The sequence below is a fragment of the Solimonas marina genome (assembly GCF_012241385.1).
In the GTDB taxonomy this organism is placed as follows: Bacteria; Pseudomonadota; Gammaproteobacteria; order Nevskiales; family Nevskiaceae; genus Solimonas; species Solimonas marina.
Genome location: NZ_JAAVXB010000002.1, coordinates 265553 through 275121, shown reverse-complemented (window position 1 = coordinate 275121; position 9569 = coordinate 265553). Strand labels below are relative to the sequence as shown.

The window sequence follows — 9569 nt, the reverse complement described above, 5'->3', positions numbered from 1 at the left end:
GCGGTCAGCGACGCTGCGGCGGGGCGCGCCGCGATTCGCCGACGAGGTTGATCTGCACGCAGTCCTCGCGGATGCGGTCGTAGGCCCGATCGCCGATCACGGCGCGAAGCTCATTCGGTGTGAGGTTTGAAATGAGGATCGTCGGACGGGCTTCGTCGTAGCGATCGGCGATCAGGTCGTGCACGCGCCAGGTGTCGTTCTCGCCGGCGCGGCCCGCGCCGAGTTCGTCGAGCACCAGCAGCTCGGCGTCGACCAACGGCTGATGTACGGCGCGCTCGGTGACGCCACGCACGCCCCACGTCTCTGCGATCTGGCGCAAGTACCGGGGCACGGTGGTGTAGCGCGCCGCCATGCCTTGCTCGATGGCGTATCGCGCCGCAGCGCAGGCGAGATGCGTCTTGCCGGTGCCGGTATGCCCGAGCACCACCAGCGCACCCGACTTGCCGGCGCGCGCCGCGCGCAACCACGCACGGATGGCTTCGGCCTGATCAACTTCGTCGAGGTGCGCATCGGCGTAGCGCGGCGGAATGCCGACCTGCTTCAGACGGGCCGCAAAGCGCTCGGCCTCCAGCGCAACGTTCCGCAGGTGCTGGTCCTTGCGGAGCTTGTCGTCGGCGCAGCGCGGGCAGCCGGTTTGGCGGCCGGCGAAGCGGTACGACGGGTACTCGCCGTGCTGCTCGCACTTCTGCGTCGTGTGGGGGCGCATTGGCATGGCTTCGCCGAGCGAAACGATTCCGTTCATCACAGGTCTCCGTACTCGGTACCAGGGTCAGGGGTTTGCAGGCGCGAGGGGCCGGCGCGTGGCGGCGCCCTGACGCCGGCGCGGTCTTGCTCGCGCGACAGCCAGTTGTTCACGAAGCGCTGCATCCCCGACGAGGTCTTGCGCAGCTTCGGGTTTGCGTTGCACCACGCCCGCATGCGCTGCAGCGCCGCCATGACGTCGACGGCGGGATAGGTGCGTTGCCAGTCGGCGACAAGCTCGGCGGTGATGCCGTAGTCGGCGCCGGTGTTGGTCGGGAGCGTGATGACGGGGGGCGTCACTTCCAGCCGCGGCGGCTCTTCAGGGGCCAGCGAAAATTCGAGGGGGTCAAGTTCCACGTGGGACGGCGGCGAGGCCGCGTCAGCGGAGCTCGGCGCATATTCCCTTCCCTGTTCCTTTTCCTCTTCCCTTCCCTTCCCTTCCGGCAATGAAGGCTCACTGAGTTGTGGGTGAGCGCTCACGGCGTCATCCCATAGAATGGCCAAGTCCTTGATCTTGCTAGGCGTTGCGCGATTCACACGCTGATGTTCGTCAAATGAGACGATGTGCGCGTATCGGCGGCCGTCGTTTCCAGTCCCGAGCCTCAAATAGCCGATACATGCGAGCGCACTGATGCTGTCGTGAACACTCACTGAGGGCTCACGCAATGGGCAGCACTCGGCTTTCACGAGCCCGGGATGCGCATTGAAATAGCCTTCGTCATCGGCGTAATTCAGTAGCGCGGCGGCGAGCATGTGCGTCGCCTCCGGAAGGCTGGAAAGCCCCTCGTGCTTCCAAAAATCGGGCTTAACGGTGCGAATGCGCGCCACTATGCAGCCCTCTCGCACAGGCCCTGTTCGTTCGAACAACCGCCGCCGGCCTGATCATCGAAGAACATCGCGTACTGACGTCCACCACGACCGGTCTTGCTCCACTCGACAATGGTGTCGATGCGGGAGTAAGAGCCTGGGCGCTCAACATCCATCGGGTCGGTCACCGCTGGGAAGAATGTCGCGCTGCTGCGCTTGTTCGTGGTGCTGACGATTTCCTCCCATTGCCTGATGCGATCGATGTGCTCCGGGAAGCGCAGTGCGATCAATCGCAGTTCATCCTTCCGGCAGTTGATGCACGGCATGCAGCCGACACGCGTCATGCCCTGGTCATAGAGCGCGTTGCGCGCCAGGCCATGCCTGCGGTGCTGCGCCCAGACGTCGGCGACCGTCCAGCGGAAGATCGGCCGCCACAGATATGCGCCGGAATCGTCGCGGTTATAGCGCGGCTGCTTTGCGCGATTCGGCGATTCGTCGGCTCGGATGCCCAACCACTGCAGTACCGGTCCTTTGCGCAGCGCCGGTAGCACGATCTGATCGGTGATCGGCCATTGCTTGAGCTCGGCTGTGCAGAACTGCGCCATGCGGCTCGGAAAGCGGCCCTTGCTGATACATAGGTCGAGGAATGGATTACCGGTCGGCTCGTGTAGCGCTGCGGCGCGCTCGACTTTCTCTTGCGGAATTCCCTGCTTTGGCCATTCGCGCAGGATGTAGTCGCGATGACGCAGCAGGTCAGCCGAAAAATCAGCGCGCACGATCTCAACCTTGGGGCCACCAGTGCGCTCATGCAGGCACTCGACGAACTCGTACGTCGCCTCGTGCTCATTTCCGGTATCAGCGAATACCGCGTGGAAGTTGCCTTTCAGGCGTTCCAGAGCGAGCAGATACGTGGCGGTTGAGTCTTTACCGCCTGAGACGTTGATGATGTGATGCACCGTCGAGGGAGACATTCCGGCCTCACCTCGCACTGCCGAAGCGGCGCTGCTGGTTCAACCTGAGCACACCAGCCCGGCCCACACAGTGCTCGACCATGATTTCCCGGATATATGCGCTCTTCGTCATCCCGGCCGCCGATGCCAACATCTGCAGGTCATCGTCGATGGCTTCGGGCAAGCTCACTTTGGTCTCGAAGCTGCACTTCCCGAGCGGTGACGGCTCCGCGAGCGCGAACTCGACGGTTTCCATATTCACGTTCGTCGAGCTATCCATTCGCGCGCAGCGGTTCTTTTTCAGCCGCAGCCTCCAGGTGGCGTTCGTGGAAGTAGAGATAGAGCTGCTGCTCCGTCACCTTCTTCCCGAGCGCACAGCAGGCCGCGGCGAGGCGCCGGACGCTGGCGGGACGCGGGACTTTCCGGGACGAGATGAGCCCGGTTGAGATGTAGGCGACGCTCAGTTCAGCCTTGTGAGCGAGCTTGGCGCGTCCCAGGTCGTCGAGCGACGACCAGAATGCGCGGAAATCGAATGCGGCCATGTCAGACCCTGATGTCAGTCAGAGCCTTAAAAATATCTCATAGAGATTTATTTGACCAGAAGAATAGTTTCTCCGTGTTCATATCTCTTTGAGAGACATAGTGTTTTACTTTTAGGATGGAAGATATCAATGACATCCGCCGCGAGAACGGCAATCGAATTCTCACGGAAGTCTTTGGCGGTAAACGAACCCGAATGGCGGCGGCTATTGGGGTGCAGCAGTCCTACGTCTCGAAGATTTTGAACAAGGATGCGAAAGGCGCCCGCAACATCGGCGACGACTTGGCCCGGCGGATTGAAGAGGTTTCAGGTAAGCCCCGGAACTGGCTCGATCACAAGCATGGCAAAGTGGTCGACGCCATTGAGGACAAAAGCCGCATCATCGACACGACGTTCGAGGAAGTGCGCGCGTTGCCACGGGGCCGCGGTCGCATACCGATCATCAGTTGGGTGAAGGCTGGCGGCTTCTCTGACATTCACGACTACTTTCTGCCGCCAGGCGAATACGAATACATCGATACCAGCGACGATTTGCGCCCGGAAGAGGCGGTCTGTTTGCGCGTCGAGAACGACTCAATGTGGGATCCGGATAACCCACGCAGTTTTCCGCCGGGGTGCCTGATCATCGTGAAGCGCGCTGACCTGCGCGAACCTCGCAGCGGCGACTACGTGGTGGTGCGCCTCGAAAATGAATCGCAGGCCACGTTCAAGCAATTACAGGTGGACGGCGATCGCCAGTACCTGAAGCCGCTGAACAAGGAGTACCCAACGATCGAGGTCACGCGGCCGGCAACGTTCGTCGGCGTTGTGGTTGAGAAGATCCTGCGGGATCGATACTGATCGCATGGAAACGCTCTTCGAGATCGTGGTCTGCGGGGTCGGCGTCTTCGCGCTGAACTATGGCCTAGCATGGATTGCAGAGCGGATGATGAACCATCACCTTCCGGATGATGGCAATGACAAGCAAAGCCACGATCTTTGAGGCCGTCAATCTTCAGTATCAAGCCTTAGTGAAGGCTGAAATACGGCTTCCCCGAACTCCCTCAAGGCCTGCGCGTTCTTCTTATCGCCAAGGTACACGGGATCCGCAAGCATCTGCATCAGAAGTTGATCAAAAAGAAGACGCACCTTTTCCGGTTGCGGATGTGTCGCAATCATCGCTCGAACCACCGCAGTGAGACCGTAAAGCTGGGTTGAGACCAACAGCAGCGCCTCGTCGCGGCGTCCATCACTCATAGGTCATCCTCCCGTCCTACTGGGCAACGAGCGTAGAGGCGATCGCTGTGCTGCCAGCAGGGCGCGCATCCGACCCGTCACGCTCATTGGCAATTCATCTCATTGAGTTGCTGGGTGCAAATGGCCCCGTTCTGCGGACTGTAGTACCGATTGTTCCCCTTGTCGTAGAACTGCCCGCCTCCCGTCGCGCTGAAATATCCATTGTCGTTTGGGGTATATGTGTTTCCATTCGCGTCGACGAATGAATGCCGATCGCTTTCTTGCAGCGAGTCGTCTGGCGGGGATGGTGGAATATTCGCCGCACGTCGACGTCCGCCGTCTTCATCATCCCAAGTCGGTGGAGTTTCTTTCTGCCAAGTCGCTGATGAGTTTGGGAATTCAGCCCGCGGCACTGTGTGCATCCCTCGATGCGTCAGTGACCCTGCGCTGATGCGCGCACGACGCGCATCCTCTTCGTCCCTGTTGCGTTGAGCAATGGCGCTTTCTGTCATCGTGCTTTCAGCCCATTCCACGTCTTGTCGCGCACGCGCCTGACGCTTTGCGCTTCTCATGCGCTCGTAACGTTCCGTGTCCGCTGCGGCTGAGCTATCGACGGTTGCCATCCCGCCGCGACCTGTGAATGCAGCACTGACCTGTCCTTTCGCGCTCGAACATCGAGATTGCTGAAACGACATCGTGCCATTCGCGTTCTTGCACTTGTAGACCGTCTGCGCAAGTGCCTGGCTGCTCAACAACAAGCATGCACAGGCAACGATGATGCGGCTCATCTCCCCATCTCCCCCTGCAGAGATCGGCATAACCGTAGCGCCGCAACCGGCGCCGAGCAACTAAATTTCTTTAAGTCTCATATAGATACTATTTTTAGTCTCTATTTGATATTGAATTAAAAGTTTCTCATAGGCACTATTCACCCACCCAACAAGGAGGGTGCTATGTCTCTTCTGTCCCGCCTCACATCCGTTTTCCGTCGCCGCTCGGCGCGCCGCATGGCGGTCGATCGTCCGGCGCCGGCCCCGAAGTTCCCGCCCCGCCCGGTCGTCTATTGCGACCCGGACCTGCCGGCCGACGACAACCTCATGACGCGGCTGCGCCGCAATGGGGGCGTGTGATGCGCGCCCTCGAAATCAAAGGCATGCGCGTTGAGCGCGCCGGAAACGCCGTGCCGGCCGATGTCCGCATCCGCCACCAGATCAGCCCGGCTGATTACGTCGTCATCGATGGCGAGGCGAACGTGCTCAGCGATCCGCAGCCGACGTTCACCGACGCCGCGCTCGAGCTCTACCACCTGGCCGAGGTCGAGATCGTCGACGGCTTGCCGGTGTTCTCGTCCGGCGGTGCGCGTAACAGCAGCGAGGTCTGCTACGTGCGCCGCGATGACGGCTCGCTGTTCCTCCACGATCCCGAGTGCATGCACCGGCTGGGTGAGTTCGCATGAGCGTTCATCCCGTCATCAAGGCGGCGTTGAAGCCCTTCACCCCGCCCGCCGAACGTAGCGCGCCCGCCGAGCACAAGCCAACCGTGCTCGTCGACGTCGAAACGCTGACCAACCTGCGTGCAGACCTTCGCATCGAGCGCTCGCGCGCCGACGTGCTGTACCGCGCGCTCAGCGAAGTCCGCGACCACCGGCACGACCTTCAGTTCGTGAACGCGCAGCTCGTGCAGGCGGTTCGCCGCATGTGCATGGAGAACGCGCACACGCCCGATTACGTCGAGCAGGCGCTCGCCGCCGCGGAGATGATGAAGTGAGCGCCGCCATCCAGCCCGTCGCCGAAATGAAGCCGATTCGGACCGTGAAGGCTTCAGCATTCCTCCCGGCTGAACTCCTGCGCGCGGCTGTTGAGAAAGGCCACCCGCTCGAAACGATCGAGAAGTTCATGGCCTTGCAAGAGCGTTGGGAAGCTCAGCAGGCCAAGAAAGCGTTTCACGCCGCGATGGCGAAATTCCGCGCGCAGCACGTCCCCGTATTGCGGTCGCAGGCCGTCGAGCAGGGACCGTTGCGCGGGACGGCTTACGCCAAGCTCTCCGACTTCGTGAACGCCGCTACACCGGCACTGTCCGCAGCCGATCTGTCGGTGACGTGGAAGATTCTGCGCGATGAGCCGGCGTGGATTGAGGTCGCGTGCGTCATTACGCACGCCGACGGACACAGCGAACAGGTGAGCATGGGCGGCCCGCCGGATGTGGGCGGCGCAAAGAACGCAATTCAGGCCCGCGCCTCGACGGTGAGCTACCTCGAAAAGTACACCTTCAAGATGGCGACCGGCCTCGCCGAGCAGGACGACGACGATGACGGCAACGGCGGTCGCGACAACCCGCGCGCCGAACCGCAGCCCGAGCGCCAGCGCGCCGATGCCAAGCCCGAAAAGCCCGAGTACGACGCGGCTGCCTTCAAGGCAAACCTGCCAGCGTGGGAAAAGCTCGTCCAGAACAGCGAAAAGACGCCTGCTCAGATCATCGCCCGCGTGGGCCTGAAGGCCACGCTGACCGAAGAACAGCGCAAGGCGATCCACGCGCTCGCCAAACCCAAGGAGAACATCAATGCGTGAAATCCACGTCCTGCAGGGCACGCCGGAGTGGCGCACCCATCGTGCAAAAACACGCAACGCCAGCGACGCGCCGGCGATGATGGGGGTCTCGCCCTATGTCACGCGAGCTCAGCTCATCCGCCGTCAAGCGACGGGCGTTGAGGAAGAAATCGACGCCGCGACGCAGAAGCGTTTCGACCGCGGGCACGAAGTCGAGCCGGCGCTGCGCGCTCTGGCCGAGACGATGACCGGAGAAGACCTCTTCCCGGTTGTGGCCATCTCCGACGACGGCTATCTCGGCGCGTCCTTCGACGGCGTGTCGATGGACGAGGAAATCATCTTCGAAGGCAAGCAGGCCAACGCTTCGAAGATTGCAGATGTCCAGCGCAATGTGATCCCGGCCGTGGACTACTGGCAGATCGTCCAGCAGTTCGCAATCTGCGAGAAGGCGACGACGTGCGTCTACCTCGTTGGTGACGGCACCGAAAGCGGGACCGCAAGCCTCGTTATCGAACGAGACCGGGTGCAGGCTGACATCGTGAAGCTACGCGCATCGTGGGAGCAGTTCGACAAGGACGTTGCTGCGTATGTCCCCGAAACCACCACGCCGGCCGTGGTCGCTGCGGCTGTCACGGCCCTGCCCGCGGTCGCCGTGCAGGTCGACGGGCAGATCGCGGTCCGCGACAACTTCGCGCACTTTGAAACCGCGCTTCGCGACTTCATCGAAAACCGGCTGATTCGCGAGCCGAAGACCGACCAGGACTTCGCCGACCTCGACATGCAGATCAAGGCGATGAAGAACGCCGAGGTCGCGCTGGAGTCGGCCGAGACCCAGATGCTTTCGCAAATCGCGGCCATCGACACAGCGAAGCGCACCAAGGACATGCTTGCCAAGCTCGTGCGTGACAACCGGCTGATGGCCGAGAGGCTGCTGGCGAGCGAGAAAGAGCGGCGCCGTGCCGAAGCTATTGCGAGCGCGAAAGCCAAGCTTGCCGAGCACGTCAATGCGATCAATAAGACGTTCGGCAGCAAGATCCGCCTGCCCGACGTTGAGGCCGACTTCGCTGGCGTCATCAAAGGCCGCTCTTCGCTCGCGAAGATCAATGAGGCGCTGGAGACCGAACTAGCGCGCACGAAGATCGAGGCCAACCAAGCCGCCGATCGTATCCGCGTGAATCTCGAAGTGCTGCGCAACGAAGCGGCTGGTTACGAGACGCTGTTCATGGATGCGCAGAGTCTCGTGACGACGAAGGGCGAGGAAGACCTGCGCAATCTGGTGAAGGCTCGCATAGGCGAGCACCAGGCGAAGGAGCAGAAGCGACTCGATGAAGAGCGCGAACGTATCCGCCGGGAAGAGGCCGCCAGTGCCGCGGCCCAGCTCGAAGCGGACCGTAAGCGCATTGCCGAAGAAGCCGAGCGTAAGGCCCGCGAGGAAGCGGCCGCGCGACTCGCCGAAGTCGAGAAGTCGATCCCGCGCGAGCCCGCGCCGATCAGCACGCTCGGCGCCGTCAACGATCCCCCCGCAGCCGAAACCGCCCGCGCGCCGGCGGTGACGGATGCCCCCGCGCCAGCCCCCCATGGCGCAGCCCACCAGCAAGCCGGCGGCGCGCGTAAGCCGGCTGGAGCGAGGATCAAGCTCGGGGACATCAACGCGCGTATCGCGCCGCTGTCGATCAGTGCCGAAGGCTTGGCATCGCTCGGCTTCGAACCAGTCGCGACGGAGAAGAACGCGAAGCTCTACGCCGAGTCGGATTTCGTCTCGATCTGCAACGTGCTGTCGGCACGCCTGCAGCGCGCGGCTGCGATGCAGGAGGCGGCGTGATGGGCACGAAGAACAATCCAGCGCCTTGCGACTGCTACGCCAAGGCAGAACCCGACGAGCCGCTATTCGTTCTGCTCGCGCGCGACAAGCATGCCCCGACCCTTGTTTGGCTGTGGGCCACGCTGCGTGAACTCGATGGCGAGAAGAAGGAGATCGTCGACGAGGCGCGTCAGTGCGCGCTCGACATGATGGTCTGGGCGAAGGACCACAACCGCAAGGTGGTCGGCCTTGGCCAGGCGACGCTGGCCGGCGCGATGGAACTCGTGCGCACCGTGAACGGGCTCGTGAAGGAATCACGCAAGACGCAGACGGGCAACGAAGCCACCGGCTTCGAAATGATGCGCCGCTTCCTCGCCGAGACGCATTTCGAAGGCATCGACGAGGAGAAGAGCTGATGGCCCGCGGAATCAACAAAGTCATCCTGATCGGAAATCTCGGCAAGGATCCCGAGGTTCGCTACTTCCCCAGCGGCGACGCGATCGCCAACGCGACGATCGCCACGTCCGAGACGTGGAAGGACCGCGAGACCGGCGAAGCCAAGGAAGCGACGGAATGGCATAGCGTCGTATTCCCGGGAAAGCTCGGCGAGATCGCCGGGCAGTACCTGAAGAAGGGCTCCAAGGTCTACGTCGAAGGCTCGCTGCGCACGCGCAAGTGGACCGACAAGAACGGCGTCGACCGCTACATGACCGAGATCCGCGTGCGCGACTTGCAGATGCTCGACAGCCGACCGCGCGACGACGATGGCCGCGCCGCGCGTGCCGACGACTATGCCCGAGCTTCCGGCCGGGCGCCGCCGACAGCGGCCCAGCAAGCGCGACAAGCGCCGGCGGACGCCGGATACGACCAACCATTTGAGGATGACGACATTCCGTTCTAGCGGGCGCCGAGTCCCGTGCGCGCCTGCGGGTTCCTTGGCGGCGAAGGCCGGCGTCGTGAGGTGAAGG

16 protein-coding genes are annotated in these 9569 nt (G+C 62.5%); 9 read left to right on the top strand and 7 right to left on the bottom strand.

The features are described from left to right. Window positions 1-4 precede the first annotated feature (4 nt). The 5 genes from G7Y82_RS04435 to G7Y82_RS04415 are packed head-to-tail and all read right to left on the bottom strand — an operon-like array spanning window position 5 to window position 3040. Entirely contained in the window at window positions 5-742 is a 738-nt protein-coding gene (locus tag G7Y82_RS04435; RefSeq protein ID WP_168146812.1) for an ATP-binding protein, read from the bottom strand. Beyond that, window positions 742-1569, bottom strand: a complete 828-nt coding sequence (locus G7Y82_RS04430) for a hypothetical protein (RefSeq protein WP_168146811.1) — start codon at window positions 1567-1569, stop codon at window positions 742-744. Before G7Y82_RS04430 ends, G7Y82_RS04435 begins: the two co-directional genes overlap by 1 nt. Next, window positions 1569-2519, bottom strand: coding sequence for a phosphoadenosine phosphosulfate reductase domain-containing protein (locus G7Y82_RS04425; RefSeq protein ID WP_168146810.1), 951 nt, complete (start codon window positions 2517-2519; stop codon window positions 1569-1571). The genes G7Y82_RS04430 and G7Y82_RS04425 overlap by 1 nt, the downstream gene beginning before the upstream one ends. Window positions 2520-2526: 7 nt before the next feature. Continuing rightward, window positions 2527-2754: a hypothetical protein gene (locus G7Y82_RS04420; RefSeq protein ID WP_168146809.1), complete on the bottom strand. Its 228-nt coding sequence runs from the start codon at window positions 2752-2754 to the stop codon at window positions 2527-2529. A gap of 16 nt (window positions 2755-2770) precedes the next feature. Next, complete coding sequence (locus G7Y82_RS04415; RefSeq protein WP_168146808.1) at window positions 2771-3040, bottom strand: hypothetical protein; 270 nt, start codon at window positions 3038-3040, stop codon at window positions 2771-2773. 116 nt (window positions 3041-3156) lie between these two features. On the opposite strand from G7Y82_RS04415, the gene G7Y82_RS04410 reads away from it, so the two are divergent. Together G7Y82_RS04410 and G7Y82_RS04405 are read left to right on the top strand one after the other, a co-directional pair. Further along, the gene (locus G7Y82_RS04410; protein WP_168146807.1) at window positions 3157-3879 is read left to right on the top strand and encodes a LexA family protein; all 723 of its coding nucleotides are present in this window, start codon (window positions 3157-3159) and stop codon (window positions 3877-3879) included. A gap of 4 nt (window positions 3880-3883) precedes the next feature. Next, window positions 3884-4021, top strand: coding sequence for a hypothetical protein (locus G7Y82_RS04405; protein WP_168146806.1), 138 nt, complete (start codon window positions 3884-3886; stop codon window positions 4019-4021). A 5-nt stretch (window positions 4022-4026) separates the two neighbouring features. Here G7Y82_RS04405 and G7Y82_RS04400 read toward each other — a convergent pair whose 3' ends face one another. Continuing rightward, the gene (locus tag G7Y82_RS04400) at window positions 4027-4275 is read right to left on the bottom strand and encodes a hypothetical protein (RefSeq protein WP_168146805.1); all 249 of its coding nucleotides are present in this window, start codon (window positions 4273-4275) and stop codon (window positions 4027-4029) included. 83 nt (window positions 4276-4358) lie between these two features. After that, window positions 4359-5042: a DUF4124 domain-containing protein gene (locus G7Y82_RS04395; RefSeq protein ID WP_168146804.1), complete on the bottom strand. Its 684-nt coding sequence runs from the start codon at window positions 5040-5042 to the stop codon at window positions 4359-4361. 165 nt (window positions 5043-5207) lie between these two features. Here G7Y82_RS04395 and G7Y82_RS04390 point away from each other — a divergent pair, with 165 nt between their 5' ends. Genes G7Y82_RS04390 through ssb form a run of 7 tightly spaced genes read left to right on the top strand, consistent with a single transcriptional unit; the run spans window position 5208 to window position 9502 of the window. Continuing rightward, on the top strand, window positions 5208-5384 hold the full coding sequence (locus G7Y82_RS04390; RefSeq protein ID WP_168146803.1) for a hypothetical protein: 177 nt from the start codon (window positions 5208-5210) through the stop codon (window positions 5382-5384). Beyond that, complete coding sequence (locus G7Y82_RS04385) at window positions 5384-5710, top strand: hypothetical protein (protein ID WP_168146802.1); 327 nt, start codon at window positions 5384-5386, stop codon at window positions 5708-5710. The genes G7Y82_RS04390 and G7Y82_RS04385 overlap by 1 nt, the downstream gene beginning before the upstream one ends. Then, on the top strand, window positions 5707-6021 hold the full coding sequence (locus G7Y82_RS04380) for a hypothetical protein (protein WP_168146801.1): 315 nt from the start codon (window positions 5707-5709) through the stop codon (window positions 6019-6021). The genes G7Y82_RS04385 and G7Y82_RS04380 overlap by 4 nt, the downstream gene beginning before the upstream one ends. Further along, a complete protein-coding gene (locus G7Y82_RS04375) occupies window positions 6018-6821 on the top strand; it encodes an ERF family protein (RefSeq protein ID WP_206370313.1) in 804 nt (267 codons plus the stop codon). The genes G7Y82_RS04380 and G7Y82_RS04375 overlap by 4 nt, the downstream gene beginning before the upstream one ends. Beyond that, window positions 6814-8622, top strand: a complete 1809-nt coding sequence (locus tag G7Y82_RS04370; protein WP_168146800.1) for a YqaJ viral recombinase family protein — start codon at window positions 6814-6816, stop codon at window positions 8620-8622. Before G7Y82_RS04375 ends, G7Y82_RS04370 begins: the two co-directional genes overlap by 8 nt. Beyond that, a complete protein-coding gene (locus tag G7Y82_RS04365) occupies window positions 8622-9017 on the top strand; it encodes a hypothetical protein (RefSeq protein ID WP_168146799.1) in 396 nt (131 codons plus the stop codon). The genes G7Y82_RS04370 and G7Y82_RS04365 overlap by 1 nt, the downstream gene beginning before the upstream one ends. Then, complete coding sequence (ssb, locus tag G7Y82_RS04360; protein ID WP_366515611.1) at window positions 9017-9502, top strand: single-stranded DNA-binding protein; 486 nt, start codon at window positions 9017-9019, stop codon at window positions 9500-9502. The genes G7Y82_RS04365 and ssb overlap by 1 nt, the downstream gene beginning before the upstream one ends. Window positions 9503-9569: the final 67 nt, after the last annotated feature.

Bases quoted from the DNA above. Each gene is read 5' to 3' on its own strand.
- G7Y82_RS04400 (WP_168146805.1), bottom strand. From the start codon at position 4,275: ATGAGTGATGGACGCCGCGACGAGGCGCTGCTGTTGGTCTCAACCCAG.
- G7Y82_RS04415 (WP_168146808.1), bottom strand. From the start codon at position 3,040: ATGGCCGCATTCGATTTCCGCGCATTCTGGTCGTCGCTCGACGACCTG.
- G7Y82_RS04390 (WP_168146803.1), top strand. From the start codon at position 5,208: ATGTCTCTTCTGTCCCGCCTCACATCCGTTTTCCGTCGCCGCTCGGCG.
- ssb (WP_366515611.1), top strand. From the start codon at position 9,017: ATGGCCCGCGGAATCAACAAAGTCATCCTGATCGGAAATCTCGGCAAG.
- G7Y82_RS04425 (WP_168146810.1), bottom strand. From the start codon at position 2,519: ATGTCTCCCTCGACGGTGCATCACATCATCAACGTCTCAGGCGGTAAA.
- G7Y82_RS04385 (WP_168146802.1), top strand. From the start codon at position 5,384: ATGCGCGCCCTCGAAATCAAAGGCATGCGCGTTGAGCGCGCCGGAAAC.
- G7Y82_RS04410 (WP_168146807.1), top strand. From the start codon at position 3,157: ATGGAAGATATCAATGACATCCGCCGCGAGAACGGCAATCGAATTCTC.
- G7Y82_RS04380 (WP_168146801.1), top strand. From the start codon at position 5,707: ATGAGCGTTCATCCCGTCATCAAGGCGGCGTTGAAGCCCTTCACCCCG.
- G7Y82_RS04395 (WP_168146804.1), bottom strand. From the start codon at position 5,042: ATGAGCCGCATCATCGTTGCCTGTGCATGCTTGTTGTTGAGCAGCCAG.
- G7Y82_RS04370 (WP_168146800.1), top strand. From the start codon at position 6,814: ATGCGTGAAATCCACGTCCTGCAGGGCACGCCGGAGTGGCGCACCCAT.
- G7Y82_RS04420 (WP_168146809.1), bottom strand. From the start codon at position 2,754: ATGGAAACCGTCGAGTTCGCGCTCGCGGAGCCGTCACCGCTCGGGAAG.
- G7Y82_RS04365 (WP_168146799.1), top strand. From the start codon at position 8,622: ATGGGCACGAAGAACAATCCAGCGCCTTGCGACTGCTACGCCAAGGCA.
- G7Y82_RS04435 (WP_168146812.1), bottom strand. From the start codon at position 742: ATGAACGGAATCGTTTCGCTCGGCGAAGCCATGCCAATGCGCCCCCAC.
- G7Y82_RS04405 (WP_168146806.1), top strand. From the start codon at position 3,884: ATGGAAACGCTCTTCGAGATCGTGGTCTGCGGGGTCGGCGTCTTCGCG.